The organism is Rhizobium sp. SSA_523 (genome assembly GCF_030435705.1).
Classification (GTDB): Bacteria; Pseudomonadota; Alphaproteobacteria; order Rhizobiales; family Rhizobiaceae; genus Neorhizobium.
Map to the genome: position 1 here is coordinate 833,872 of NZ_CP129381.1, position 26,071 is coordinate 859,942.

The 26,071-nt window shown below is 61.8% G+C and carries 23 protein-coding genes; 15 read left to right on the forward strand and 8 right to left on the reverse strand.

Annotation, left to right across the window (positions count from 1 at the left end; all coding sequences use genetic code 11):
- Positions 1-2 precede the first annotated feature (2 nt).
- The 5 genes from QTJ18_RS05090 to QTJ18_RS05110 all read left to right on the forward strand — a co-directional run bounded on the left by QTJ18_RS05090 (position 3) and on the right by QTJ18_RS05110 (position 6,872).
- The gene (locus QTJ18_RS05090) at positions 3-1,112 is read left to right on the forward strand and encodes an ABC transporter ATP-binding protein (protein ID WP_252753098.1); all 1,110 of its coding nucleotides are present in this window, start codon (positions 3-5) and stop codon (positions 1,110-1,112) included.
- Positions 1,113-1,135: 23 nt separating this feature from the next.
- Positions 1,136-1,825 carry a DUF624 domain-containing protein gene (locus tag QTJ18_RS05095; RefSeq protein ID WP_252753097.1) on the forward strand — a complete coding sequence of 230 codons (690 nt, stop codon included), beginning with the start codon at positions 1,136-1,138 and terminating at the stop codon, positions 1,823-1,825.
- A gap of 69 nt (positions 1,826-1,894) precedes the next feature.
- The gene (locus tag QTJ18_RS05100; RefSeq protein WP_252753096.1) at positions 1,895-3,175 is read left to right on the forward strand and encodes an ABC transporter substrate-binding protein; all 1,281 of its coding nucleotides are present in this window, start codon (positions 1,895-1,897) and stop codon (positions 3,173-3,175) included.
- A 163-nt stretch (positions 3,176-3,338) separates the two neighbouring features.
- Positions 3,339-5,180, forward strand: coding sequence for a DUF2264 domain-containing protein (locus tag QTJ18_RS05105; RefSeq protein WP_252753095.1), 1,842 nt, complete (start codon positions 3,339-3,341; stop codon positions 5,178-5,180).
- Between the two features lie 3 nt (positions 5,181-5,183).
- Positions 5,184-6,872 carry an acyltransferase gene (locus QTJ18_RS05110; protein ID WP_252753094.1) on the forward strand — a complete coding sequence of 563 codons (1,689 nt, stop codon included), beginning with the start codon at positions 5,184-5,186 and terminating at the stop codon, positions 6,870-6,872.
- Here QTJ18_RS05110 and QTJ18_RS05115 read toward each other — a convergent pair whose 3' ends face one another.
- From QTJ18_RS05115 to QTJ18_RS05130, 4 genes are read right to left on the reverse strand one after another with little or no spacing between them, the layout of a single operon-like run.
- Entirely contained in the window at positions 6,873-7,787 is a 915-nt protein-coding gene (locus tag QTJ18_RS05115; RefSeq protein ID WP_252753093.1) for an ROK family protein, read from the reverse strand.
- Positions 7,784-8,962, reverse strand: a complete 1,179-nt coding sequence (gene nagA / locus QTJ18_RS05120; protein ID WP_252753092.1) for an N-acetylglucosamine-6-phosphate deacetylase — start codon at positions 8,960-8,962, stop codon at positions 7,784-7,786. Before nagA ends, QTJ18_RS05115 begins: the two co-directional genes overlap by 4 nt.
- The gene (locus QTJ18_RS05125) at positions 8,959-9,981 is read right to left on the reverse strand and encodes an SIS domain-containing protein (RefSeq protein WP_252753091.1); all 1,023 of its coding nucleotides are present in this window, start codon (positions 9,979-9,981) and stop codon (positions 8,959-8,961) included. The genes nagA and QTJ18_RS05125 overlap by 4 nt, the downstream gene beginning before the upstream one ends.
- Before the next feature lie 30 nt (positions 9,982-10,011).
- Entirely contained in the window at positions 10,012-10,773 is a 762-nt protein-coding gene (locus QTJ18_RS05130) for a GntR family transcriptional regulator (protein ID WP_252753090.1), read from the reverse strand.
- Between the two features lie 427 nt (positions 10,774-11,200).
- On the opposite strand from QTJ18_RS05130, the gene QTJ18_RS05135 reads away from it, so the two are divergent.
- From QTJ18_RS05135 to QTJ18_RS05155, 5 genes are all read left to right on the forward strand, one after another.
- Entirely contained in the window at positions 11,201-12,382 is a 1,182-nt protein-coding gene (locus tag QTJ18_RS05135; RefSeq protein ID WP_252753089.1) for a Gfo/Idh/MocA family protein, read from the forward strand.
- A gap of 12 nt (positions 12,383-12,394) precedes the next feature.
- A complete protein-coding gene (locus QTJ18_RS05140) occupies positions 12,395-13,279 on the forward strand; it encodes a carbohydrate ABC transporter permease (RefSeq protein WP_252753088.1) in 885 nt (294 codons plus the stop codon).
- The gene (locus QTJ18_RS05145) at positions 13,276-14,136 is read left to right on the forward strand and encodes a carbohydrate ABC transporter permease (protein ID WP_252753087.1); all 861 of its coding nucleotides are present in this window, start codon (positions 13,276-13,278) and stop codon (positions 14,134-14,136) included. The genes QTJ18_RS05140 and QTJ18_RS05145 overlap by 4 nt, the downstream gene beginning before the upstream one ends.
- 27 nt (positions 14,137-14,163) lie before the next feature.
- Positions 14,164-15,396 carry an ABC transporter substrate-binding protein gene (locus QTJ18_RS05150; RefSeq protein WP_252753086.1) on the forward strand — a complete coding sequence of 411 codons (1,233 nt, stop codon included), beginning with the start codon at positions 14,164-14,166 and terminating at the stop codon, positions 15,394-15,396.
- Positions 15,397-15,491: 95 nt separating this feature from the next.
- The gene (locus QTJ18_RS05155) at positions 15,492-16,616 is read left to right on the forward strand and encodes an ABC transporter ATP-binding protein (protein WP_252753085.1); all 1,125 of its coding nucleotides are present in this window, start codon (positions 15,492-15,494) and stop codon (positions 16,614-16,616) included.
- Positions 16,617-16,666: 50 nt separating this feature from the next.
- Here QTJ18_RS05155 and QTJ18_RS05160 read toward each other — a convergent pair whose 3' ends face one another.
- Complete coding sequence (locus tag QTJ18_RS05160) at positions 16,667-17,485, reverse strand: AraC family transcriptional regulator (RefSeq protein ID WP_252753084.1); 819 nt, start codon at positions 17,483-17,485, stop codon at positions 16,667-16,669.
- Between the two features lie 118 nt (positions 17,486-17,603).
- Between QTJ18_RS05160 and QTJ18_RS05165 the strand changes: the two genes are divergently transcribed.
- Positions 17,604-18,806: an MFS transporter gene (locus tag QTJ18_RS05165; RefSeq protein ID WP_252753083.1), complete on the forward strand. Its 1,203-nt coding sequence runs from the start codon at positions 17,604-17,606 to the stop codon at positions 18,804-18,806.
- 18 nt (positions 18,807-18,824) lie between these two features.
- On the opposite strand, the gene QTJ18_RS05170 is transcribed toward QTJ18_RS05165, so the two are convergent.
- From QTJ18_RS05170 to QTJ18_RS05180, 3 genes are read right to left on the reverse strand one after another with little or no spacing between them, the layout of a single operon-like run.
- The gene (locus QTJ18_RS05170) at positions 18,825-19,937 is read right to left on the reverse strand and encodes a D-TA family PLP-dependent enzyme (RefSeq protein ID WP_252753082.1); all 1,113 of its coding nucleotides are present in this window, start codon (positions 19,935-19,937) and stop codon (positions 18,825-18,827) included.
- A 3-nt stretch (positions 19,938-19,940) separates the two neighbouring features.
- Positions 19,941-21,422 carry a M81 family metallopeptidase gene (locus QTJ18_RS05175; RefSeq protein WP_252753081.1) on the reverse strand — a complete coding sequence of 494 codons (1,482 nt, stop codon included), beginning with the start codon at positions 21,420-21,422 and terminating at the stop codon, positions 19,941-19,943.
- A gap of 48 nt (positions 21,423-21,470) precedes the next feature.
- Positions 21,471-21,968 carry a hypothetical protein gene (locus QTJ18_RS05180; protein WP_252753080.1) on the reverse strand — a complete coding sequence of 166 codons (498 nt, stop codon included), beginning with the start codon at positions 21,966-21,968 and terminating at the stop codon, positions 21,471-21,473.
- A gap of 96 nt (positions 21,969-22,064) precedes the next feature.
- On the opposite strand from QTJ18_RS05180, the gene QTJ18_RS05185 reads away from it, so the two are divergent.
- The 4 genes from QTJ18_RS05185 to QTJ18_RS05200 are packed head-to-tail and all read left to right on the forward strand — an operon-like array spanning position 22,065 to position 26,069.
- Positions 22,065-22,451 (forward strand): RidA family protein, encoded by a 387-nt coding sequence (locus QTJ18_RS05185; RefSeq protein ID WP_252753079.1) that lies wholly within the window; start codon positions 22,065-22,067, stop codon positions 22,449-22,451.
- Positions 22,452-22,466: 15 nt separating this feature from the next.
- Positions 22,467-23,330 carry a MurR/RpiR family transcriptional regulator gene (locus tag QTJ18_RS05190; RefSeq protein WP_252753078.1) on the forward strand — a complete coding sequence of 288 codons (864 nt, stop codon included), beginning with the start codon at positions 22,467-22,469 and terminating at the stop codon, positions 23,328-23,330.
- A gap of 2 nt (positions 23,331-23,332) precedes the next feature.
- Entirely contained in the window at positions 23,333-24,109 is a 777-nt protein-coding gene (locus QTJ18_RS05195; RefSeq protein WP_252753077.1) for an SDR family oxidoreductase, read from the forward strand.
- Positions 24,110-24,143: 34 nt separating this feature from the next.
- Entirely contained in the window at positions 24,144-26,069 is a 1,926-nt protein-coding gene (locus tag QTJ18_RS05200) for a beta-N-acetylhexosaminidase (protein WP_252753076.1), read from the forward strand.
- Positions 26,070-26,071: the final 2 nt, after the last annotated feature.

The following is a 26,071-nucleotide window of genomic DNA, read 5'->3' on the forward strand; positions in this document are numbered from 1 at the left end:
TAATGGCCAGCATCTCGCTGAAAAAACTGAACAAGACCTTCGGCGCACTGACGGTGGTGCACGATATCGACCTGGAAATCGCCGACAAGGAATTCATCATTCTCGTCGGGCCGTCCGGCTGCGGTAAATCCACGACGCTGCGCATGATCGCCGGACTGGAGGAAATCTCCGGCGGCGAACTGATGATCGGCGACGATCTGATGAATGACGTCCCGTCGAAGGATCGCGACATTGCGATGGTCTTCCAGAATTATGCGCTCTATCCGCATATGACGGTCTACAAGAACATGGCCTTCGGCCTCACGCTCCGCAAGGCGCCGCGCGATCAGATCGACCGGCAGGTGCAGGAGGCGGCGAAAATCCTCGACATCACGCATCTGCTGAACCGGAAGCCCAAGGCTTTGTCCGGCGGCCAGCGTCAGCGCGTGGCGCTTGGTCGCGCCATGGTTCGCAATCCGGCGGTCTTCCTGCTCGACGAACCGCTCTCCAATCTCGACGCCAAGCTGCGCGGAACCATGCGCGCCGAAATTACCAAGCTGCACAAGCGGCTGGACGCGACCTTCATCTACGTCACCCACGACCAGGTGGAAGCCATGACCATGGCGGACCGCATCGTGGTGATGAAAGATGGTCATATCCAGCAGGTGGATACGCCGCAGAACCTGTATGACCGGCCCGTCAACATGTTCGTCGCCGGCTTCATCGGAGCGCCGCAAATGAACCTGCTGCCCGCGATGATCGAGCGCGAGGGGGAGCGTTTCGTGGCCATCGTCGATGGGCAGAGGCTTCCGCTTCCCGCCAGCTTCAATGCGGGGCGGATTGCGCCCTACGTGGGCAAGGAAATCGTCCTCGGCATCCGGCCGGAAAATTTCCACGAACTGGCACCGGGCGACATCGATCCGGCCAATACGGCGCCATTCAGGGCGGTCGTCGAACTGGCGGAACCGATGGGATCGGAAATCCACCTGAACCTCATCGCCGCGGGACGCGCCCTGATCGCCCGGGTTTCGCCGCGCTTTCGATCGCGCATCGGCGACGACATCACGCTGACGGCCGATATGACCAATGCGCAGCTGTTCGATCCCAAGACCGAACGATCCATTCTCTATTAAGCGGCAAGCGGAGAAGAAGCGGCATGCAATGGCTGGAGGCATTGTGGACCAGGGAAGGCAAGGGCATCGCCAAGGATGCGCCGAAGAAGACCGGGCTCGCGCTGTTTTTCGAGATCATTGGCCGCGAATGGTGGGAACTCGTCAAGTTGAACCTGCTCTTCCTGCTGGCCAGCCTGCCAATCGTCACGCTGCCGGCGGCCGCCTTCGCGACGGCACGCATCTGCCGATCCATGGCGGAAGATCGCAACGTGTATCTGCTGCGCGAGTTTCTCGAAGCCATGCGTGATTATGCCCTGCGCTCGCTGCAGATCGGCCTGTCCGGCGCGCTGGTCCTGGCTCTTTGTGTCTATGCGGTCGTCAGCTATGGCGCCGCCGCACGGGACACGCTTCTTTATGCTGCGCCCTTGGCCATGAGCCTCGTCGCCACCGCTTTCGTCGCCATCATGCTTCCCTATGCGGTCATGATCAGCGTCGGACGCCGCCTCTCCATCTGGCAGACCGTGCGACTGGCAGCCCTTGCAACGCTTTTGCGGCCGCTGCCGATGCTGGCAGCACTTCTTTTCGTCGGCGGCCTCTGGCTGGCGCATATCGCTTTCTACCCGGTCTCCGTCTTTCTTCCGGTGACCGTCAATTTCTCACTCGGAATGTTCGCCGTGGCATTCGGCGCACGCGGGGCGGTGGCAGAGGTTCTGGCCACGGTTCGGGAGGATTAGCAGGACCATAGGACGCCGCAGGCGGCTTGAGCGCCACCTGCCTCATTAAATCAGGGAAGGAGAATGAGTATGAAACTGGATATCCTGTCGAGATCAATGATCGCCGCCGCCGCCGGATTGGGCATGGCGGCTTCAATGGGAAGCGCAGCCCTTGCGCAATCCGCAGCGCCGGTAACCCTCAAATGGGCGCTTTGGGATTGGGACAAGGTTGCCTATTACAAGCCGCTGATCGAGGCCTATCAGGCCAAACATCCGAATGTGACGTTCGAGCATGTCGATCTCGGCTCGCAGGACTACACGCAGATGATCGCCACCCAGCTGACCGGCGGCGCCACCGATATCGACGTCGTGACGATCAAGGATGTGCCGGGTTACGCAACGCTCGTGAAGGCCGGCAATATCGCGCCGCTGAACGACACCATTACCGAGGCCAAAATCGATCCGGCAGCCTATGGCGGTCTTCTCGATGAGCTGACGATCGACGGCAAGATCTATGCCCTTCCCTTCCGTTCGGATTTCTGGGTCGTCTATTACAACAAGGATGTTTTCGACAAGGCCGGCGTGGCCTATCCGACCAATGACATGACCTGGAAGCAATTCGATGAGATTGCGGAGAAGCTGAAAAGCGGTTTTGGGGCCAACAAGGTCTATGGCGCCCTGTTGCACACCTGGCGGTCGACGGTTCAGTTGCCCGGCATTCAGGACGGCAAACATACGCTGGTGGAAGGTCAGTATGACTTCCTGAAGCCGTGGTACGACCGGGCGCTCGCATTGCAGAAGAGCGGTGCCATCCCGTCCTACGCGTCTTTGAAGACCTCGAACACCCATTATTCGGCGCTCTTCTTCAATGGGACGATCGGCATGCTCCCCATGGGCACCTGGTTCATCGGCACCCAGATCGCCAAGGTCAAGAGCGGCGAGTCCAAGAGCGCGAACTGGGGAATCGTCAGCTTCCCGCATCCTGAAGGCGTTGCAGCCGGCACGACCGCGGCGCAGCTGGCAGGGCTTTCGGTCAATACCAATTCGGCGCGCAAGGATACGGCGCTCGATTTCATCAAGTTCGCGGCCGGTCCGGAAGGCGCCAAGATCATTGCCGAAACCGGCACCATCCCTGCAATCCGGTCCGACGACGTCGCGGCGAAGATTGCCGGCCTGCCGGGCTTCCCGCAGGACGAGGCGAGCCGCACGGCACTGAAGGCCGGCAAGTCCTACCTCGAAATGGCTGTGAACCCGAACGCCGCCAAGATCGAAGTGGTTCTCAACCGCGTCCACGATGCCATCATGACCGACAATGTTCCCGTCGATCAGGGCCTGAAGGACATGACCGAGGGCGTGAAGGCCATCCGCTGATCCTTTCCCGGCGGTCCCGCGCAGCGCAAGCTTCAGCGGGACCGCTCTTGCCTGCCGACAACCGATGCATGGGAATGTGCCACTGAAACCGGTCCGTGCCGGTCACGGTGGTCAGCTAGCCCCGCCGCATATGCGATCCTGTCATGAAGATATGAGTGCCAGAATGTATGATCCCGCCCGCGCCAATGCCCTGAACGGCAATCCCTTGAAGAGCCGTGCGGACCTGCAGAAGGCACTGCTGGACCTCTTTGATCCGCTGCTTCCCTATTTCTCCGAGGGCGGCGCCCGGGTGCGGCTTTCGGCGGCTGGCGCGATCTTCGATCATGCTGCCGCAGATCTCGAAGGCTTTGCACGGCCGCTTTGGGGCATTGTCCCTTTCGTTGCCGGCGGCGGCACGTTTCCGCATTGGGATCTGTACCGCAAAGGCCTGGCGAATGGCACCGATCCGGACCATCCCGAATATTGGGGGGATGTCGGCGACCGCAACCAGCGCCTGGTCGAGCTGGCGGCCATCGGCTTTGCCCTGGCGCTTGTGCCAGACCATGTTTTCGAACCGCTTGAACCCTCGGCAAAACGCAGGATCGAAGCCTATCTCCTTGCCGCGCGCGATCGAGACTATGTGGACAATAACTGGAAGTTCTTCCGGGTCCTTGTCGATCTGGGCCTTACCCGCATCGGCGCCAGCTACGACCGGTCGAAGACGGAGGCCTATCTCGACGAATTGGAAGCCTTCGACATCGGTGATGGCTGGTATCGCGATGGTCCGGTCCGGCGTGTCGACCATTACATCCCATTTGCCATGCATTTCTATGGCCTCATTTACGCGACCCTTTGCAAGGATGACCCTTCCCGGAACGAGCGGCTCCTGGCCCGCGCAAAGCGGTTCGCACCGGATATCCGCCACTGGTATGGCCCGGACGGGGCAGCGCTGGCCTTCGGCCGCAGCCAGACCTATCGTTTCGCCGCCGGCGGCTTCTGGGCAGCGCTCGCCTTTGCGGATCTGGAGGCGCTGCCCTGGGGCGAGATCAAGGGCTATTACCTGCGCCACATCCGATACTGGTCGCAGCTGCCGATCGCAGATCGCGACCGCGTGCTGTCTGTCGGGTACGGCTACCCGAACCTCCTGATGAGCGAGAGTTACAACTCCGCCGGCTCACCCTACTGGGCGCTGAAATTCTTCCTGGCCCTGGCCTTGCCGGAGGACCACCCCTTCTGGCTGGCAGAGGAAGCGAATGCGCCCGTCTTTGACGACGCTGTCCCCTTGGAAAAGCCCGGCATGGTGGCCATGCATACACAGGGGAACATCGTCGTCCTTGCGTCCGGCCAGGAGCACGACAAGATGCGCGGCTCCAATGAAAAATATGCGAAATTTGTCTATTCCACCCGCTACACCTTCAATATCGAGGCAAACGACCGCCACTTCGACGCCGCGTCCTTCGATGGCATGCTCGGCCTCTCCGATGACGGCGTGCATTTCCGGATGCGCGAGACCCTGGACGAGGCGCTGATCGCCGGTAGCGCTCTTTTCTCGCGGTGGCGGCCTTATGCGGATGTGGTGATCGAAACCTATCTTCTGCCGGCCGCCCCCTGGCATATCCGGCTGCACAAGGTGCAGACGCCTCGTCCGCTGATGACGATCGAAGGCGGCTTTGCCATTGCGCGCGCCGATTTCGCACGCGACACGTCGCAGTCGGAGAGCGGTCGTGCCGTCTGGTTCGGCAAAGAGGATGTCACTGCGATTGTCGATCTGGCGGCCGACAAGCGGGAGGGGCGCGCGCATCTGCCGATCGCCAATACCAATCTCCTGCACGCGAGAACAATCCTGCCGCAGTTGCGCGGCACGATCCCGGCCGGAGAAACAATCCTTGTTACGGCCGCCTGCGCCTTGCCACGCAGCGCAGGAATGGGCTTTCTCGACAATCCTCCTCCCGCGCCTGATCCAACGGCGCTCGAGACACTGTTCCGGCAAACGGGCCGCCGCGTTGCAGCCTTTGATATCGGGTGACGTATGGTGGAGGCGCAGGATCAGCCGGCGGGCATCGATGACCGTCGCAACCGGCTGAACATTCTCACCTGGGAGCGGTCCAGAAGCGATATCGAGGATCCCTCGCATCAGACGCGATTGCGCGCATTGGAGATCGCCGCCGGCGCGCATTTCGCGCCAGATGTCTATATTGCCGAGAAGGCCGAGGTCCATACGGAGCGGCTCAGCATGGGGCATGCCTCATGGATTGCCGGTCATGCCATCGTCAGGGGCGACATAAAGCTCGGCGATAATGTCTCGGTCAATCCCTATGCCTGTCTCTCCGGCAGAGTGACGATCGGCAATGACGTGCGAATTGCCTCCCATGTCAGCATTGTCGGCTTCAATCACGGTTTCGATGACCTCGACACGCCGATCTTCCGCCAGCCTCTGACATCGAAGGGGATCGAGATCGAGGACAATGTCTGGATCGGCGCCAATGCGGTGATCCTGGATGGGGTGCGGATCGGAACAGGAAGCATTGTCGCGGCAGGCGCCGTCGTCTCGCAGGATATTCCGCCTTTCTCCATTGCCGGCGGCGTTCCGGCGCGCGTGCTGAAGTCGCGTCGTCCAAAGCCCCCCTCGTCCCGCAGCCTGGCGGAGCAACGGCTTCTGGATCTCAATGCCGCAGCGCAGCGGGACTGGCGGTCGGTCATCGACCATGCCCGTTCCGGCGACGCCCGCCGCTCTCCCTCGTCCCATCTCTCTCCTTCGGCCTTTTCCTCTCCCGACGCCAGCGGCCGACCTGTCTCCACGCTTCGGCATCTCTGCGATGTCATCGAGATATCGGCAGCCTTCGGCGCGACCGATGAAGCGGGCGACAGGTCCGATCTTGTGACATATCTCCGCTCACTCCAGGATGAAGAAACTGGCCTCTTTCCTGAGCCGGGGAAACCTGTTGGAGGGCCGCTCGCCGCAGATCCGACCGCTCTCTATAATCTTCTGGCGGTGACGTATGCGCTGGAATGCCTGGGGTCTGCCCCGCAATTTCCCATAAGAGCGGTCGAAAGGCTTTCCGCGGCAGAGCTTGTGGCCTGGCTGGACGGACTTCCCTGGCAGACCCGTGCCTGGCATAGCGGCGCAACCGTCGATTCAATCGCCACCGGTCTGTCGATCAATGCGCGGTATTTCGGCGGCGGAGACAATCGGCATGCGCTGTTCGGCTGGCTTCTGGCACAATGTGACCGGCGCACCGGCCTTTGGGGTCATGAAACCGCCAAGGAGGGCCTGCTGCAGCCGGTCAATGGCTTCTACCGCCTGACCCGAGGATCCTATGCGCAATTCGGTCTCGCCCTTCCCTATCCGGAACAGGCCATCGATTCGGTGATCCGCAACTACCGCGACCATGACGGTTTTGCCGGCGATCATATGACCGCGTGCAATCTCCTGGATACGGTCCATCCGCTGCTTCTCTGTCTGCAGCAAACCTCGCATCGGCGCAGTGAAGCCCAGTCGATCGCCGAGGACATCATCCTCACCCTCGCCCCGCTCTGGCAGGCTGGACGTGGCCTGCCTTTCGCGACGGGCCATCCCCCCGGTCTTCAGGGGACCGAAATGGGCCTGTCGCTGCTGTGGCTTGCCGCAAAGCTCGCCGGCCTGGAACAATGCTTGAGCTACACGCCATGCGGCATCCACCGGTTTGGACCCGTTCATTTCCCGATAGCGGTCGGGTGATCAGGGCCGACCGCCCATAGACAGGCCCAGAATAGCCGCGCCGATCAGTCCGGGCTCGACGGTGCAGGCCGCCTTTACGACAAGCGGCCGATCGAAGCGGCGGAGAATGCGGGCGCGCACGGCCTCGTCGATCGCCGTCAGCAGGCTCTCAGCATTGGAGAGCCCGCCCCCGACCGGGATGATCGTGGTGCCGGTGACATTGGCAACCAGCGCAAGCGGCCCGGCCAGAACATCGACAACCACATCGATCGTGCGTGCGGCATTGCCATCCCCGCTTTCCCAGGCCCGGATGATCTCCTCGCTTGTCCGGGTCTCGCCGTGAAGATGATGGTGCAGCCGCTCCAGCCCCCTGGCGCTGCAGGTGGCATCGAGGCAGCCTTGCAGGCCGCAGCCGCACTGGAACCGGGGAAGATGGGCCGGCGGCGTGCCGGCTTGCGTGGCGGCGACCGGCGCATGGCCCCATTCGCCGGCAAAGCCGCCGTCGCGATTGATCAGCTGACCATCGATGACCAGCCCGCCCCCGACGCCCGTGCCGAAAATCACGCCGAAAACGACCCGGTGGCCCCTGCCCGCCCCTATGCCGGCTTCGGCAAGCACGAAGCAATCCGCATCATTGGCCACCAGCACCGGCAGGCCAAGCGCCGCCTCCAGATCCTGCTGCAGGGGTCGTCCGTGGATGCAGGGCACATTGGCGACAACGGCGCGACCCGTATCGGGATCGATAATACCGGCAATGGAGAGCGCCACACAGGCCGGCCGCTCCGGCGCCAGATCGATCACCGATTGCAAGACCGCCACGAATGCAGCGAAATCGTTGAGCGGCGTGGCCTGGCGCGGCACAGGGCGCACATCGTCCGGCGAGAAAGCGAGCGCACCTTTGATCGTTGTGCCGCCAATATCAAAGCAGACGATCATGACAGGGTTGGCTCCGTTGCGGAACCGGCGACGATCCTGCCGGATATCCAGGTGGATCGCAGCGCGAGCTTGGGGTCGAGAACCACCAGATCGGCATCGCTTCCAGGGGTCAGCATGCCTTTGCCCGATGCGCCGATCGCTTCGGCGGGATAGCGAGACGCCATTTGCAGCGCTTCCGTCAGCGGCAGGCCGAGGCGCTCATGCACGAACCTGACGCAGGAGAGCATGTCGATATCGGCACCCGCCAGGGTTCCGTCTGCCAAGGTCAGCCGCCCGCCGCTGCGGTAGACCTTCCGGCCGTTCAGTTCGAAACCGTCATCCTCCGTGCCGATGGTCGACATGGCATCGGTCACCAGGAAGATGCGGGCGGGACCAAGCTTGGCGCGCAGAGCGACGCTCATCGAAACCGGATCGACATGGAATCCGTCCGCGATCAGCCCGCATGAGAGGCGGCCATCCTGCAGGGCGGCGCCAACCAGGCCCGGCTCGCGGTTGCCGAACTGGCTCATGGCATTGAAGAGATGAGTCACCATCGATGCCCCCGCATCGGCATAGGCCCCAGCCTGCTGTGCACTTGTGTCCGTGTGACCCAGGCTGATGACATAGCCCGCCCGGCTCAAGGCTTTTACCTGCTCCAGTGTCACGCTTTCCGGCGCAATGGTGATCAGCGCCTTGCCGAAACTGCCCGCAGCAGCGATCAGACGCTGAAGATCCTCCTGCGACATCGGCCGGATAAGAGCGGGATCATGGGTTCCCTTGCGAGACAGCGACAGATGCGGCCCCTCCAGATGCAGGCCCAGAAAGCCCGGCACCTGAGCCGAAGCGCAAGCGCGCCCGGCCACCAGGGCCGTCTCGCGAATCTCCACCGTGTCGGTGATCAGCGTCACCAGCAGTGCCGTTGTGCCGAAAGCGGCATGGGCCTTGCAGATGGTCGCGATACCGCTCTCACTCGGGTCATTGTTGAACAGCACACCGCCGCCGCCATTCACCTGCAGATCGACAAAGCCCGGCGCGACAAGGCAATCGCCCAGGGCATGACGCCGCTCGGTCTCCGGCACCGCTTGCTGCGGCACGATCGCCTCGACCCGGCCTTCACGCACGAGGAGCGCGTGATCGTGCCATAGAGTTTCGCCATCGAAGATTTGACCGGCGGCAAGCGCGAAGGAATCCGTCATTGCGTTACCGTTACCTTCTGCAGAGCGGCAGGCTTGTCGGGATTGAACCCGCGTTGCCGCGACAATTGCTCAACCATGCCATAATAGGGAATGATCAGGCACAGCGCATCGGTCAGCGGATGTCCCGTCTTGACAAAGGGCAGTCTCGCAAGGCCCTCGCCGGCTTCGGATGTGGCGTAGACCGCAGCATTCTTGGCGACCAGTTTCGACGCCGTGGCAATGATCGAGTTTTCGGCCTTGTCACGCGCCGCAAAGGCCAGCACAGGAAAGGCCTCCGCCACAAGCGAGACCGGCCCATGCAAAACCTCTGCGGAGGAATAGGCTTCCGCGTGGAGTTCGCAGGTTTCCTTGCACTTCAGCGCCGCTTCCGAGGCTATGGCAAGGCTCGGGCCGCGACCCAGCATGTAAAGGGATTCCGCCTTCGCCAGCGCATCGATCGCGCCGCTCCAGTCGAGGCCGAGAGCCTGGTCGAAGTGATCCGGCAGAGCTTCGACCGCTGCCTTGAGCGAGGGATCATTCTTCCAGTGCGAAAGGATCGCAAGGCCGGAGACGATGGAGTTGACGAAGGATTTCGTCGCTGCGACGGCAATTTCCGGTCCCGCCGAAATGTCGATCGCCAGGCTGGACGCCTCGCTCAGCGGTGAGGGAACCGTGTTGGCGAGTGCGATCGTGAAGGCGCCGCCATCCACTGTCGCCTTGGCAAGCGACACAATATCCGGGCTGGCGCCCGACTGCGAGACGGCCAGCGCCGCAGCCCGCGAGAGCTTGAGCGGCACCTCGTAGATCGAAGCGAGCGAGGGACCGAGTGACGCAACCGGCACGCCGAGTTCAAGCTCGATGGCATATTTCAGAAAATGAGCAGCATGATCGGACGAGCCGCGGGCAATGGTCACGACGACGGCAGGATCCTTGTCCCGCAGCGCCTGTCCGGCATCGGCGAGAAGCCGCGACTGGCTCTCAAGAAGATGTGCGGCAACCTGCGGGATCTGGTCGATCTCCTGTCGCATGATCGAAGTCATAGAATAGGCCTTTCCATTTCATGTGCGGCGTCAGGCGCCGATTGTCAGTTCTGCAACGAGATCGTAGGCGTCGCTGCGATAGAGGGCGGTCGAGATTTCCATGACCCGGCCGGAATCGAGATAGGCAATGCGCTGGACACTCAAGGCCGCGGCACCCGGCGCCACACCCAGAAGCTCGGTTTCATCCTCCTTCAGCAGCGTCGCCGAAATGCGCTGATTGGCGCGAACCGGACGGATGCCGCGAGCGGACAGCGCCTGATAGAGGGAATTGTCCACGCTGTCCGGCTCCGGAAGAAGGTCGTCCGGCAGGCTGGTACGTTCGAGCGCGATCGGCATGTCATTGGCCGTGCGCAGACGGACGAGCCGTGCCACGCGCGCCGAGCCGGACAGACCGAGGGCCATTGTTTCCTCGGGCGTCGGATGATGAAGACCACGGCCCAGCCATTGCGAGCCCGCCGACATTCCACGCCTGCGCATATCTTCGGAAAAGGACGTGAGGCGCGTCAGGGGCTGCTGCATGCGCGGGACGGGCTTGACGACGAATGTGCCGGAGCCGCGCCGACGCACCAGCAATCCCTGATCGACGAGCTCGTCGATCGCTTTGCGGACGGTTACCCTCGAGATCGCCGCGGAATCCGCAATGTCGCGTTCGGCCGGAAGCGCATCGCCGTGCCGCAACCTGCCATCCGCCATGGCCTGCTCGATCATCTTCTTGAGCTTGACATATAGTGGCCCGCCGCTCGCTGACTGAAGCTGCGAGAAGGGCACCGCATCATTGGCAGTGTCACTCATCTTGCGTCACTCATGCTTTGCTCTTCGCATTCCGCATCCGTCTTGTGGCCATGGCCGCGCCGCTCCCTGAAGCTGCAGACAATACCAATACCGTTCCAAAAGCGCAATTGGTAAGGCTGATCTTGTTCGCTCAGCAGGCTCCTAAAGAAAGAAGCCTGCGTTTTCAGTAATTTATCAAAGAGCGCAACTACGACGCCTCGTTTCAGCTAGACGATTGGCCTTTTTTTGGTATCAAATGTTAACAAGCAAAAGGTTTGGTGGCCGTTCGGGGCGTCAGGAACTTCCTGATTGGCCCGCAATCGAACTCGCCCGTGGTATGAAAATGAATTTCACGATGCCGCTGATATATCGATTTTCCAGTTGACTGACGGGTTTCGCTATCACAGTCTATGAAAAATAATTACGAAAATGGGGAGCTGGCCACGCTATGAAGGTCGCCATCATCGGACTGGGATTCCGTCTGGGATATCTCGGGCACATCTTCCGGCAGATCGACCCTGCCTTCGAAATCGTTGGCTATGTTGATCCGGCACCTGCCGGGCTGGAGCGGCTGACCGAAGCCGGCATCTCGCCGGGGCGCAGCTATGCCACGCCTGAGGCGCTGATTGCGGGCGAAGAATTCGACCTTCTGATGATCGGCTCTCCCAACCACCTGCATCTGGAGCATATCCGGATCGGGCTCGAGGCCGGACTGACGGTCTTCACGGAAAAGCCTATCGTCGTTTCCATCGAGGAAAGCCTCGCGCTCGCCAGCCTTCTGCATACCTTTGGCCATGACCGCCTGCTGGTCGGCCTGGTGCTGCGATATTCGCCGCTCTACCGCGATCTGCGTGAGGCCCAGGCCAATGGCATGCTCGGCGAGATCGCCTCCATCGAGGCGTCCGAACATATCGCGCCCTATCATGGTGCCTTCTTCATGCGCGACTGGCGGCGATACAGCCGCTATGCCGGCGGTTTCATGCTGGAGAAATGCTGCCACGATCTCGATCTCTACAACGGCGTCATGGGATCGCGCCCGCGCTTTGTGGCAAGTTTCGGCGGCCGCAAGAGCTTCGTCCCCGGCAATGCGCCCAGCCAGTCCGGCGTGAACGATCTCGAAGTCTATCATCGCAAGCCGAGCGGCTGGATGGGCGCCGACAAGGTGTTCGACAGCGATGGCGATATCATCGATTTCCAGACCGCGATCGTCGAATATGAATCCGGCGCCTCCATGACATTCCATACCAATCTGAACGTGCCGGACGAGTTCCGCCGCTTCTGCGTGATCGGCTCCAAGGGCATGGCGGAAGGCGATTTCGTTCGCGGCTTCCTCGACGTGCATGACGCCCATACAAGTGAGAAGCGTCTGGCCAACACCTATCAGGCGCCGTCGACCACCTCGCATCATTACGGCGCGGATGAGCAGATGGCCGCCGATGTGCTGGCGCATATCACAACGGGTGCGGCCTTGCCCGTCTCGGCGCTCGATGCCATCGAGGCCGGCATTCTGGCATTGGCCATGGACGAGGCGCGGCAAAGCCGCAAAGTCGTCGATCTTGCGCCCGTCTGGCACCGATACGATGCCTGCCTGCATGGCGAGAATGACGCGGCCCAGGCGAAATCGGCCTAAAGGAGGCGAGCCATGCACGCCAAACGTAGCGCCGTCCTGTTTGCCTGGATCCTGCTGGCGCCGGCGCTTCTCTATGTCTGCGCCATCGTCGCCTATCCCCTTGTCGATACCTTCATCCTCTCCTTCACCGATGCCTCGCTGAAGAAGACGACGAACTGGGTCGGCTGGGACAATTATGACAAGATCTTCAACGGCACCTTTGCCGAGGTCATCATCCGCACCTTCGTGTGGACCTTCTTCTCCGTCTCGATCAAGATGATCATCGGCACGTTCGGCGCGACCATGCTGAATGCCGCCGTCCCCGGTCGCGCCCTGTTTCGCGTCCTCACCATGCCGCCGTGGATCGTGCCGATGGCGATCGGCATCTTCATGTGGGGCTGGATGTATAACGGCCAGTTCGGCATGATATCCGGGCTTTTGCAGCGCTCCGGCCTGAGCGACGGGCCGATTGCCTTCCTCGCCCATGGCTCGACGGCATTCTGGGCAACGGTCGTGACCGATGTGTGGATCGGCGTGCCCATGGTCACGCTCTTTATGCTGGCGGCCATGCAGGCGATCCCGCAGGATCTCTACGAAGCTGCCTGGACGGATGGCGCCGGCCGTTTCTACCGCTTCCGCCGCATCACCCTGCCGCTGCTCGTCCCCTCGATGATCACCATGTCGATGCTGTCGCTGATCGCCACGTTCAATTCCTTCGATATCATCTGGATCCTGACCCAGGGTGGGCCGAATGGCGAAACCACGACGATGATCATCGACACCTACCGCACCGCGATCGGCTCGAAGAAATATGGCGAGGGGGCTGCCCGGGCGGTGATGATCTGCATCTTCCTGTCGATCTTCTGCCTCTGCTATTTCCGCGTCACCAGCCGGCTTTCCTCGGGAGAAAAGCAATGAAACAGCCTGTACAGCTGATCAATCGCTATCGCTGGTACGAGCTGGTCGGCATTTATTGCGGCATCGCCGCTTTCCTGACCTTCGTTCTCGCGCCCTTCGTCGAGGGCTTCCTCGTCTCGCTGAAGCCGCTCAGCCAGCTGTTCTCGTCCCCCTACCGGTTCATCCCGCAGAATGGTTCCTTGCGCGCCTATGTGACGATGTGGGAGAGTGTGCCGGGGTTCGGCCGCTATATCTTCAACTCCTTCTTCATCTCGACCATCGTCACCATCGTCGTCCTGTGCCTCGTCGTGCCGGCGGCCTATGCCTTTGCGCGCTTCAACTTCCGCGGACGCGGAACGCTGCTCGGCGCCTTTCTGGCCGTCAACATGTTCTCCGGCGCCGTGCTGTTGATCCCGCTGTTCCGGCTGATGCGCGAAATCGGCGTGCTCAACACCTATTTCGCCATGATCGTTCCTGGCGTCGCCTTCCTCATTCCCTCGGCCATCTGGCTTCTGCGCACCTACATGATGCGCATCCCGCGCGAACTGGACGAGGCCGCCTATGTCGATGGCGCCAGCCATTTCTACACGTTGCGCCGTGTCATCCTGCCCATCGCCATGCCCGGCATTACCGTCGTCGCGATCACCACCTTCATCGGCTCCTATGCCCAGCAATTCATCTTCGCGCTCACTTTCAACGCCAAGAGCGAATACATGCCCCTGCCGGTCGGCCTCTATGCCTATTTCGGCCGCCAGGAGGTCATCTGGAACGAGTTGATGGCCGCGAGCTTCGTCGGCATCGCGCCGGCCATGATCGTGATCTTCTTCCTGCAACGCTATCTCGTCAGCGGCCTGACCGCCGGCGCGGTGAAACAATAAACAACCTCTAAGAATGGGAGCATACTGATGACAATGTCGTTCAAGACTGGGATCTACGCCGCAGCACTGGTGGGCACCACCATGCTGAGCCCCATCGCAGCGCAGGCCGCGGATCAGGAAATTTCCTGGATCTATTGCGGCGACAAGATCGATCCGATCCACGAAAGATATATCAAGGAGTGGGAAGGCAAGAATCCGGGTTGGAAGGTCGCCCCGGAAGTCGTGGGCTGGGCCCAGTGCCAGGACAAGGCCACGACGCTCGCCGCAGCCGGCACGCCGGTCGCCATGGCCTATGTCGGTTCCCGCACGCTGAAGGAATTTGCCCAGAACGATCTGATCGTCCCCGTTCCGATGACGGATGAGGAGAAGAAGTCCTATTACCCGAACATCGTTGATACCGTGACCTTCGAGGGCACGCAGTGGGGCGTCCCGATCGCCTTCTCCACCAAGGCGCTCTACTGGAACAAGGACCTGTTCAAGCAGGCCGGCCTCGATCCCGAAACGCCGCCGAAGACCTGGGCGGAAGAGATCGCTTTCGCAAAGCAGATCAAGGAGAAGACCGGCATTGCCGGTTATGGTCTGCCGGCCAAGACATTCGACAACACCATGCACCAGTTCATGCATTGGGTGTATACGAACAACGGCAGGGTGATCGACGACAAGGGCAATATCACGATCGACAGCCCGCAGGTCCTGGCCGCCCTGAAGGCCTACAAGGATATCACGCCCTATTCGGTCGAAGGCGCGACAGCCTACGAGCAGAACGAGATCCGCGCCATCTTCCTCGACGGCAAGGTCGGCATGATCCAGTCCGGCTCCGGCGCCGCCTCGCGGCTGAAGGCGACCAAGATCAATTGGGGGATCGCACCGCTGCCACTCGGCCCTGAGGCCAAAGGCGAAGGCACGCTGCTGATCACCGACAGCCTGGCCGTCTTCAAGGATTCGGGCGTCGAGGAGAAGGCGATCGAATTCGCCAAGTTCATCACCTCTCCTGCCCCGCAGGGCGAATATGAATTGCAGGGCGATGCCGGCCTCACACCGCTTCGCCCCTCTGCCCAGGTCGATGCCTTCGTTGCCAAGGATCCTTTCTGGAAGCCGTTGATCGACGGCATCACCTATGGTGGTCCCGAGCCGCTCTTCACCGACTACAAGGGATTCCAGAACGTCATCATCGCCATGGTCCAGTCAGTTGTAACCGGTCAGGCCGAGCCGGAGGCCGCCTTGAAGAAGGCCGCTGCGGATCTCGAGCAGTACAAGTAAGACCAGGCCGGGTGGCGCCAATCAGATGCGCGCCACCCGTCTCCCCTTCCCCTTCCGCCGAGGCCGATCGTTGCGGCGAACGGAGACTGAATACATTGGGACAGCTAAAACTCGAAAAGGTACAGAAGTTCTACGGGGACTTCGAAGTGCTGAAAGGCGTCGGCCTGGAAGTGAAGAATGGCGAATTCGTCGTCTTTGTCGGCCCCTCCGGCTGTGGCAAATCCACGCTGCTGAGGATGATCGCGGGCCTGGACTCCACCAGTTCCGGCGACATCATCATCGACGGGGTGCGCGTCAACGACAAGCCGCCGGTTCAACGCGGCATTGCCATGGTCTTCCAGTCCTACGCTTTGTATCCGCACATGACGGTTTTTGAAAACATCGCATTTCCGCTGCGGGTCGAGCGCCTGCCGGACGAACGAATCCGCGAGAAGGTGGAGGCCGTCGCCAAGGTGCTCCAGCTCGACCAGCGGCTCCAGCAGAAGCCCGGCATGTTGTCCGGCGGCCAGAGGCAGCGCGTCGCCATTGGCCGCGCTATCGTGCGCGAACCAAAGATCTTCCTGTTTGACGAGCCCTTGTCGAACCTCGATGCCGCCCTGCGGGCCGATATGCGGATCGAGCTTTCCAAGCTGCACCAGGAGCTGAAGGCCACGATGATCTATGTCACCCATGATCAGGTGGAGGCCATGACCATGGCAGACCGGATCGTGGTGCTGAATGCCGGCAAGATCGCCCAGGTCGGCGCGCCGCTGGAACTCTATCACAAGCCGGAAAACCTGTTCGTCGCGGGCTTCATCGGCAATCCGAAGATGAATTTCCTGCCGGTGACCTGCACAGGCGCCAATGAGGCGGGGGTGACGATCGATTTCGGCGGCCAGACCATCACGGTTCCGGTCGCGCCCCGCAGCGATATCGTCGGCAAGCCTCTCACGCTCGGCATCCGCCCGGAGCATCTGCGCCTCTCCGGCGGCGACCTGAAGATCACGGTCACTCCGACGGTCATCGAAAGGCTGGGCGTCAACACGGTTGCCTATGCCAGCCTGCCAAGCGGCGAAAGCTATTGTGCCTTGCTGGCCGGATCCGCGCCCGTGCGGGTAGATCAGCCGGTGGAAACCGGCATCCGCGCTTCCGATTGTCATCTTTTCGATGCCGATGGAATGGCGCTTGAGCGACAGGTGGATTGGCAGAGGCTGGACGCGCCTGACGTGTCGGCCGCCTGAGAATCAGCGCGGGCTGCAAAGGCTCGCCGTGGCGGCCGGGCCCGCCCGAATTACGGTAGCTGCGATTTGAGATAGGTGCTGGGTGATCGACCCAGCACCCGGCGAAACATTGTCGAAAAAGCCGCTATGTTCTCGTATCCTGCATCCAGCGCCACATTGGTCACGGCCTCACCCTCCGCCAGGCGCGGCAGTGATGCGAGGAGACAGGCCTGCTGACGCCAGGCGACGAAGCTCAGCCCGGTCTGCGCCCTGAAATGCCGCGTGAACGAGCGCCTTGCCACGCCCATGGCGCTGGCCCATTCGTCGATGCTCGTGCGCGCCGAGGGCGCCTCCAGGAATTGCCGACAGAGCTTTGCCAGCTTGCGATCATGGGGAAAGGGCAGTCCCAGCGGTCTTTCAGGGAAATGCTGAAACTCGTCCAGCAGCAATTCCTGCACAAGGGCCAGGCGGCGCTCCGTGACCGGCTTTGTATCCTGATCGACCAGTTCGTCGATGAGGTTGCGACCCAAAGGCGTGACTTCGACCACGCGGGGAATGCTGGTCTTTTCCGTCATGGGCTCGACATAGAGCGACTGCATCTCAACCGCGCTGATCATTTCGGCGAAATGCCATGCATTGGCAGGGATGATCAGGGCGTGGCCGGGCGGGATCATCCAGCGCTGATCATCCGTGCTGACGAGAACGATGCCGCGTCTGGCGAACCAGAGCTGGGCGCGGGTGTGCGAATGACGCGGCACGCTCAGACCGGCCGGATATTGCCGCGCCAGCGCCACCACCGGCTCATTCGCCTGATCGATCCAGGACAGGCTGCGAAGATGGGGATCGCCCTCCTGCCGCCGATCGGGGTCACTGAGATCGAGATGACGCATTTGGCCCACTCACGATAAAGAACGACCACAGCACAAAAGCGGGCCAGCCACAAGCCGGCTATCAAGCGTGCCGATCCCCATTTCAGTGGGGATAGTATCGTCAACAGGGACAATCGGGATGGCAAGCGTCACAGCCGTCGGAGGGCACGTCGAAAAGACCGCCTTCTCCATCATCTTCGCCGCCAGCTTCTGCCATATGCTGAACGACATCATGCAGTCGCTGCTGACGTCCCTCTACCCTCTGCTCAAGGACAATTACGCGCTCGACTTTGCGCAGATCGGCCTGCTCACCTTCGCCTTCCAGGTCACGGCCTCGCTGCTCCAGCCGGCAGTCGGCATCGTCACAGATCGCTGGCCCATGCCGTTTTCGCTGCCGGTCGCCATGCTGTGCACCTGTGCGGGATTGTTCACGCTGGCCTTTGCCGGGCATTACTCCGTCCTGGTGCTGGGCGCCTGCCTAATCGGCATAGGCTCGGCGATCTTCCATCCCGAAGCCTCCCGCGTGGCACGCCTGGCCTCCGGCGGCCGCCATGGACTGGCGCAGTCCTTCTTCCAGGTCGGCGGCAATACCGGCACGGCGATCGGGCCGCTGCTCGCCGCCTTCATCGTCATTCCGCGTGGGCAATCCGTGCTGAGCTGGTTTTCGCTGATTGCGCTGCTCGGTTTTGCCGTTCTCTCCGCCGTCAGCGTCTGGACTTTGCGCCATCGTCGCAAGACCGCCGGTCGCCCCGCCCCCAGCCGCACCCTGCCGCTGCCGCCCCGGCAGGTCGCCTGGACGCTCGCCATCCTGATCGTGCTCACAGCCACGAAAAACGCCTATCTCGCGAGCCTTTCCAGCTATTTCACCTTTTACGCGATCCACAAATTCGGCGTTGATGTACAGCAGGCCCAGCTTCTTCTGTTCCTCTTCCTCGGCGCCTCGGCAGCCGGCGTATTCTTTGGCGGCCCCATTGGCGACCGATTCGGCTCACGAAGCGTCATCTGGTTCTCCATCCTCGGCGTCATACCCTTCGCGCTGCTGCTGCCGCATGCCAACCTGTTCTGGACGTCGATCCTGGTGGTGGTGATCGGCTTCATCTTCTCTTCCGCCTTCTCGGCCATCGTCGTCTTCGCGCAGGAACTGGTGCCGGGTAGGGTCGGCCTGATCGCCGGTCTGTTCTTCGGCTTTGCCTTCGGCTTTGGCGGCATCGGTGCAGCGGTGCTCGGCCTGTTCGCCGATCGGCAAGGCATAGAATTCGTCTATAACCTCTGCTCCTACCTGCCGCTGCTCGGCCTGTTGACCGTGCTTCTGCCGCGCTTGCCGGGCCGCCGGCAAGCGTGATCAGCGGCTAACCGCCGCTTACCAGACCAAGCCGCGCGCCGCCACATCCTCCACCCGTGTCACGACGCCGTTCCGGTGAAAGGTCATGACATCGAATAGGTTGGAGACAACGCAGGTGTGGTTGGGAATGATGCGGATGCGCTCGCCAATGTCCGGCCGGCGCCCCCGCACGTCCTTGAGATCCACGGTTCCGTGCTCTTCCGAAAGCGTGGTGATGCGGGCATCGGGATAGTCGAGGATATGGCCGTAATCGGCAAAACCGAGCAGATCGGATGTCAGAGCCTTGGATCCCGCATCGATGATGGCGCGATCGGGCGTCGGACGCGATACGACGGTCGCGAGGATCTGCATGGCACAATCCTCGAAGCCGCAATGGCCGGCGCGGACCATGGAGCGATCATTGTAGATATAGGTGCCTGCGCGATGTTCCGTCGCAGCCGTGACCAGATGGGCGGAATAGAGGCTCGGCGTTCCGCCATGCGATCGGATCGGGCATTCGATACCCTCCGCCGCCAGGTCAGCCATGGCTTGACGGAAAAATCGATCGACCGCCTGTTCCGTGTTCGGTTTCGGATAGGTCACCAATCCGCCGAAGGAGAGGCTTTCGCTGATGACGATCCGCCGGGCGAGAGCAACCGCCTCCGCAGGGCTCTGCACACCGCATCGCCCGCCGCCTGTGTCGCACTCCACCAGAACTGTCAGCGGCTTACGATGGGCAAAGAAGGCGGCAAGCCCATCCACTGTCTCCAAGCTGTCCGCGACCACTTTCAGGTCGGACATGCGCTCGTTGAGGGCGGCAAGCCGGGCAAGCTTCTGTTCGCCGACGATGTTGAAGGTGATGAGGATATCCTGGAAACCGGCCGCGGCGAAGATCTCGGCTTCGGTGACTTTCTGGCAGTTGATGCCCTTGGCGCCGGCATCCACCTGCGCCCTCGCCAGCGAAGGGATCTTGTGAGTCTTGATATGCGGCCGAAACCCTAGTCCATGCGCATCCATATAGGCCTGTACGCGGGCGATATTGGCTGAGAGCGTGTCCTCGTCGATCACCGGCAAGGGGGTCGACAGATCCTCCAGCCGGTCGCCCGGTGCCGGCTTCGGAAAGGGCGGCAGTGATGGTTCGTCACATGACATCGATCAGGCGGCCTCTGTTCCATGCGGGTCGGCCATGATCGGCCAGATATCGCGCCTGACCCGCCGGTACGGGTTGGTCGCCGGATTGTTGGGATAGGGCGTGCCGGCCGAACAATAAAGGATATTGGCGGCGATCTTGGAGAAGGCGGCATAGAAATGATTGGTCGATTTGATGACCAGAATGTCCTTCTCCAAGGGATTGATGCCAAGCGCGGTGAAGAGTGACGGATCATAGCTCTGCACCCGCACCGAGCTCAGGATGACATCGATCCCTTTCAGCCGGATATGCGCCGCATCGCCGAACGGTGCGATACTGTCTCCGAACCGCATCTGCGCATCCGGCGTCAGCTTCATCACCGTCACCAGCCCATCGACAGGATGACCGGTGCCGGGCGCGGACTTCGCACCGAAGCGCAGCGGGATCTCCGCACCCTCCCCCGCCGCCATGCAGATCTGCACGGCGATCGGATCCCAGATCATGCCAATCGCGACATTGGTGGCCCCACGTGCCAGGAGCTCTTCCAGAATGACGGTGGCATCGCCGGCTGTTCCGCCGCCCGGATTGTCCCACATATCGGCAATCACGACAGGACCGTTTGCGCCGCCGCGGACCAGATCCAGCGCCTCGGAAACCGCCTGCGTCTCATCGATCCAGGGCATCATGTACGTGCCCCGCCGGGCATAGAGGTCGAGGCCGAGGCTGCGGGCGAGCTGATCGCCCTTTTCGCGCTTGCCATTCGTCACGGCAATCATCTTCGTGCCCATTTCCGGAACGTCGCCCGCCATGAAACCGTGGATGACTGAGAGCGACAGGACATCCGGATCACTTGCTTCAATCGTCTTCAAGCGGTCGACGAAGCTGCGCATCGGCTCACGCGACGTGGGAAAGACGTCGATCATGCGGCAGTCGAACACGGACATGACCGGCTGAACTCGGCCTTCCAGGGTGTCGACCGCGATCGCCCAGAGGTCCTCGGCACGATCAACGAAATCAGTATGCGGAAACTCCTTGAAGACGACGAAGAAATCGGCTGCTGCGACGCGCTTTTGCGTCAGATGGCTGTGAGGGTCGAGTTCGGCACACACGAGAATTTCGGGGCCGACGATCTCCCGGATACGGGTCAGAAGATCGCCTTCAGGATCGATATAGCCATCCGCCACCATCGCGCCATGGAGGCCGAGCACGACAGCATCGACGGGCAGCGCCGATGTGAGCTGGTTCAGGATCTCGTCTCGCAGGCTTTCATAGGCAAGCCGGTTGACCAGACCGGCCGGATCGGCCCAGGCGGCAGTCCCCTCGATCAGCGTCCAGCCTTTGACGGCGCAGACCCGCCGCCCGACCGTAAGCGGCGCGGTGCACAGGGTCGGCGTTTCCGGATGCTGACCCGGCGGCGCGTAGAGCGATTCCTCAAAAGCGCGCCGGTCGACGCAGATCGGCGAAAACGTGTTGGTCTCGGTGGCGAGGGCGGCGGTGAATATGCGCACGTCGGTCTGCTTTCATGTCTTGGCAATGGCGTCTCTGGGAAACGACGTTCAGCCCATCGGGTTCGGCAGATAGCCGGTAAAGCCGGCAATCTTCCAGCGCCCCGCGTGGAGCCGGCAGTAATAGAGTGTCTGCCACTTCATCACGTCCAGCGTGCCATCGCTCTTCACAATGCCGCCATCGAATTTCTTGCGCACCAGCGCCGTTTCCCCGGCAATCTCGATGTCTTCCAGCGTGGTGGTCGTGAAGATCGCCGTGCGTGGCTCCTCGCCGTAGGAATTGGCCCGGAAATCTTCCGCCTGGCGCAACCATTCCGCGCGATAGGCGGCGAGGTTGGGAAAGGCCAGCCGCCAGGCATCGGGGTTGGGCTCCCGATTGCCGGATATGCCGATAAACCCTTCCTCGATGAAATCGTCTGCGACCATGCTCCAGTCCGCGGCAAGGAAGGCATCGATATCGCGCGCGACCAGCATGTCCCAGATGGCATGCCGGGCGCCGTCACTTTCGGGAAAGGGATTGCGGAAGGGATCGCGCGTAAGAGCACTCATCTAAATTCTTTTCATGGATTGACAAAAACTCTGGTCAAATTCCCGCGAATATGGTCGAGTGTCAACGATCCACGAAAATAATTTCCATGGAGTGTCATGTCGATCAAGCGTTACGGGGCCGAAAAGGCCGGTGCGGGTGGCCAGCGTCTCCCCTTTGCCAGGGCCGTCGAAGCGGATGGCTGGCTGCATGTCTCGGGCCAGGTCGCCATGGAAGATGGCGAGATCATCACGGGCGGCATTGTCGAGCAATCGCACAAGGCGATCGGCAATCTCATCGCCATCCTGCACGAGGCCGGCTACGGCGTGGAGCATGTCGTACGCTGCGGGGTCTGGCTGGACGATCCGCGGGATTTCTGGAGCTTCAACAAGATCTACCAAGGCTATTTCGGCGAACATCCGCCGGCGCGCGCCTGCGTGCAGGCAAGCATGATGGTTGACTGCAAGGTTGAGATCGACTGCATAGCCTACAAACCAAAGGTTTGAACGGGCTGGAGCATCATGGACATATTCGCCTTACTGCAGGAAGAACGCGGCCAGTTCTCTGCCGCCGAACAGAAGATCGCCGATATCCTGCTCGGTGACTTCGACTTTGCGGTGAATGCCTCGATCATCGAACTGGCGGAGAAGGCGGACGTCTCGCCACCCACCGTGACCCGCTTCTGCCGCAGGCTCGGCTGTCAGAATTTTGCGGATTTCAAAGTCCGCCTGGCTAAGTCGGCCTTTGTCGGCGTGCGGTATCTCAATCCGGAAGCCAAGAGCACCCAACCGGCAGATGTCGCCGAGGATGTCATCACCAAGGCGCAGAATGCGCTCTTTCTCATCCACCGGGCGCTCGATCCCGCAGTGCTGGAAAAGGCCGCCGACCGGCTGTCGCGGGCCGATATGATCTATGCCTTCGGCTCCGGCGGCAATTCGTCGATGATCGCAAACGAGTTTCAGAACCGGCTCTTCAGGCTGGGATCGAGGGTCACCGCCAGCAGCGATCACAACATGCAGCTGATGTTCACCGCCGCGGCCCATTCCAACGATGTTCTCGTCGGTTCGTCCTTTTCCGGGCGCAACCATGAGCTCATCCGCTGCTTCAAACTTGCGAACGAGAACGGCATCAGCACGATCGCGCTCACCCAGAGCGGCAGCGAGGTTGCCAATGCCGCCGAAGTGGTGATCGGCATCGACCTGCCGGAGGGCGACAATATCTACCGCCCGACCTCCACGCGGTTTGCCTTTCTGGCCGTCGTGGACGTGCTGGCAAGCCTTGTCGCCTATCGCAACCGCAAGCTCTCCACCGTCACTCTTCGTCATATCAAACAGCAGCTTGTCGAACACCGGGATGGTGACGACCGGCAAATTCTTGGAGATTAGCCATGTCCCGATCCGTTGCCGTGGTGACCGGTGCCGCCGGCGATATTGGCCGCGCGATCGCCGCCCGGCTTGCGGATCTCCATGATGTCGTGGCTCTGGTCGATATCGATGCGGCCGCCCTGCAAGCGACACTGGCTGACCTGAAGCAGCCCGACCGGTTCTCCGCCATCGCCTGCGATGTGACGAATGAGGCGAGCCTCCGTTTCATGGCAGAGCAGGTTGCGGCGCTGGGCACGGCTCGCACGCTCGTCAACAATGCCGGCGCGGCGCGCGCGGTCTCCCTCCACGAGACGACGGCCGCGATCTGGCGACAGGATGCAGCCCTCAACCTGGAGGCCGCCTTCCTGACCTTCCGTGCACTGGAACCGGCCTTGAAGGTCAGCCAGGGCTCGGTCATCAATATTGCCTCGGTCAACGGCATGGCCGTCTTCGGCCATCCCGCCTATAGCGCGGCCAAAGCGGGCCTCATTCATTTCACGAAGCTGGTGGCCGTGGAATACGGCAAATTCGGCATTCGCTCCAACGCGGTTGCGCCCGGCACGGTGCGCACCAAGGCGTGGGAAGCACGGGCAGCCGCCAATCCGCAGGTCTTCGAGGATGTCAAGCGCTGGTATGCGCTTGGTCGCATCGCAACGGCGCAGGATGTCGGCAACGCCGTCTTCTTCCTCGCAAGCGATCAGGCTGCCGCAATTACCGGCGTGTGCCTGCCGGTCGATTGCGGGCTGACGGCCGGACAAGCCGAGCTGGCGCGGACCTTCTCGCAATCCGAACACTACTGAACCATGCAAAGACATGAGCTGAAGGGGAAGTGATATGACCAAAGCTGATTTTCGCCTTGAGAATGCCTGGGAGCCGGTGGACGGCGATAGCTGCGGGCGCTTCATCTTCCATCTCTTCAATCTGTCCGACACGCCAATCAGCGGCTTCAAACTGGCCTATACCTCGCTCACCCGCATCAAGGATTCCGAAGAGCCGCATTGCGAGAACGCGCAGTTCCTTCGCCGCAACGCCAATTTCCATCAGTTTGCGCCGCAGGATGGCTTGGTGCTGGCACCCGGCCAGAGCTGGCGCTTCACCGTTGCACCTTTGTGGCGGCCGGCACGGCATCGCACCGACGGGGCGAAATCCGCCTATCTCACCCTGTCGGACGGCACCCATGTACCGGTCAGCGTGGACGATACGCTGCTTTCCGGCAGACCCGCGGAACCTGCGCCGGTGCTGATGCCGAAGGGCGAGGTCACCGAGCCCTTCTCACTTCTGCCCTGGCCGAAGACGGCAAGCCTGGTCGCCGGCGCGGATGTCCCCGTCGCGCTTTACCCGGCGGAGGCAACGCCGCTCGCCGACCGCCAGGCCATGCAGGCAATCGGAGCGCTCTATCGGCGACTGTTCCAGATCGGGCAACAGCCCTTCTCTCAGGCCCCTGTCCATGCCGGCAAGGTGCTGCGCTTCGTCGACCGGGCCGATCTCGCGGCCGAGGCCTATGAGCTGGACTTTGCGGACGACATCACGCTTGCCTCCTCCGGCCCGGCCGGACGCCAATACGGTCTGACGGCGCTCGCGCACCTTCTGCACGGCGCAAGGACACAGCCGCACATTTATCGGTTCCCGGCATCCGGGCGCATCGAGGATGCGCCGCGTTACGGATGGCGCGGCTGCCACCTGGATGTGTCGCGCCAGTTCTATCCGGTGGCCGACGTGATGCGGCTGATCGATATTCTCGCCTGGCTGCGGCTCAACATCTTCCATTGGCATTTGAGCGATGACGAGGCCTGGCGGCTGGAGATCAAGGCCTATCCGACACTGACGACGCTCGGCGTTCTGCGCGGACCGGACGAGCCCATGCTTCCTCAACTGGGCAATGGTGCCGAGCCGGTCGGCGGCTTCTATGCCCAGGCGGATGTGAAGGCGATCGTTGCCCATGCTGCCGGATTGAACGTCGAAGTCGTTCCGGAGATCGACATTCCGGGCCACAGCACGGCGACGCTGATCGCCTTGCCGGAACTGACCGATGGACAGGAAGCCCCGGACAGCTATCGCTCGGTCCAGGGCTATCCCAACAATGCCCTCAATCCGGCCGTCGAACTGACCTACGAGTTTCTCGGAAAAGTGTTCGACGAAATGGTCGAGCTTTTCCCGTCAAAGCTGATCCATATCGGCGGGGACGAGGTCGCCGCCAATACCTGGATGGCATCTCCGCTGGCCCGCAAACTGATGGAGGAGGAAGGCATAGAGGGTACTTTCGGCCTGCAGAGCCATTTCATGAAACGGATACAGGCCATGCTCCTGCAGCGCGGCCGGAAACTCGCCGGCTGGGATGAAGTGTCGCATGGCGGCGGTGTCGATCCCGATGGAACGCTGCTGATGGCCTGGCAGAAGCCGGAAGTGGGCGTCGAACTGGCCAGCCAGGGCTATGATGTCGTGATGACGCCGGGTCAGGCTTACTACCTTGATATGGTGCAGGATGAGGCCTTCCAGGAGCCCGGCGCCAGCTGGGCCGGAACCGTGCCGCCGAAACATACCTATACCTTTGAGGCGGTCGGCGAATTTCCCGACGCGCTGAAGGCGCGCATGCGCGGCGTTCAGGCTTGCATCTGGTCGGAGCATTTCCTCAATCGCGATTATTTCAACCACCTCGTCTTCCCGCGCCTCGGCGCCATTGCCGAAGCGGGCTGGACGCCGAAGGAGAACAAGGACTGGCTTCGCTTCGCGGCCCTCAGTCCGCTGATTCCCAAGCTTTGAGA

Coding starts and splice junctions, on each gene's coding strand:
- QTJ18_RS05090 (WP_252753098.1), top strand. CDS start 3: ATGGCCAGCATCTCGCTGAAAAAACTGAACAAGACCTTCGGCGCACTG.
- QTJ18_RS05095 (WP_252753097.1), top strand. CDS start 1,136: ATGCAATGGCTGGAGGCATTGTGGACCAGGGAAGGCAAGGGCATCGCC.
- QTJ18_RS05100 (WP_252753096.1), top strand. CDS start 1,895: ATGAAACTGGATATCCTGTCGAGATCAATGATCGCCGCCGCCGCCGGA.
- QTJ18_RS05105 (WP_252753095.1), top strand. CDS start 3,339: ATGTATGATCCCGCCCGCGCCAATGCCCTGAACGGCAATCCCTTGAAG.
- QTJ18_RS05110 (WP_252753094.1), top strand. CDS start 5,184: ATGGTGGAGGCGCAGGATCAGCCGGCGGGCATCGATGACCGTCGCAAC.
- QTJ18_RS05115 (WP_252753093.1), bottom strand. CDS start 7,787: ATGATCGTCTGCTTTGATATTGGCGGCACAACGATCAAAGGTGCGCTC.
- nagA (WP_252753092.1), bottom strand. CDS start 8,962: ATGACGGATTCCTTCGCGCTTGCCGCCGGTCAAATCTTCGATGGCGAA.
- QTJ18_RS05125 (WP_252753091.1), bottom strand. CDS start 9,981: ATGACTTCGATCATGCGACAGGAGATCGACCAGATCCCGCAGGTTGCC.
- QTJ18_RS05130 (WP_252753090.1), bottom strand. CDS start 10,773: ATGAGTGACACTGCCAATGATGCGGTGCCCTTCTCGCAGCTTCAGTCA.
- QTJ18_RS05135 (WP_252753089.1), top strand. CDS start 11,201: ATGAAGGTCGCCATCATCGGACTGGGATTCCGTCTGGGATATCTCGGG.
- QTJ18_RS05140 (WP_252753088.1), top strand. CDS start 12,395: ATGCACGCCAAACGTAGCGCCGTCCTGTTTGCCTGGATCCTGCTGGCG.
- QTJ18_RS05145 (WP_252753087.1), top strand. CDS start 13,276: ATGAAACAGCCTGTACAGCTGATCAATCGCTATCGCTGGTACGAGCTG.
- QTJ18_RS05150 (WP_252753086.1), top strand. CDS start 14,164: ATGACAATGTCGTTCAAGACTGGGATCTACGCCGCAGCACTGGTGGGC.
- QTJ18_RS05160 (WP_252753084.1), bottom strand. CDS start 17,485: ATGCGTCATCTCGATCTCAGTGACCCCGATCGGCGGCAGGAGGGCGAT.
- QTJ18_RS05165 (WP_252753083.1), top strand. CDS start 17,604: ATGGCAAGCGTCACAGCCGTCGGAGGGCACGTCGAAAAGACCGCCTTC.
- QTJ18_RS05170 (WP_252753082.1), bottom strand. CDS start 19,937: ATGTCATGTGACGAACCATCACTGCCGCCCTTTCCGAAGCCGGCACCG.
- QTJ18_RS05180 (WP_252753080.1), bottom strand. CDS start 21,968: ATGAGTGCTCTTACGCGCGATCCCTTCCGCAATCCCTTTCCCGAAAGT.
- QTJ18_RS05185 (WP_252753079.1), top strand. CDS start 22,065: ATGTCGATCAAGCGTTACGGGGCCGAAAAGGCCGGTGCGGGTGGCCAG.
- QTJ18_RS05190 (WP_252753078.1), top strand. CDS start 22,467: ATGGACATATTCGCCTTACTGCAGGAAGAACGCGGCCAGTTCTCTGCC.
- QTJ18_RS05195 (WP_252753077.1), top strand. CDS start 23,333: ATGTCCCGATCCGTTGCCGTGGTGACCGGTGCCGCCGGCGATATTGGC.
- QTJ18_RS05200 (WP_252753076.1), top strand. CDS start 24,144: ATGACCAAAGCTGATTTTCGCCTTGAGAATGCCTGGGAGCCGGTGGAC.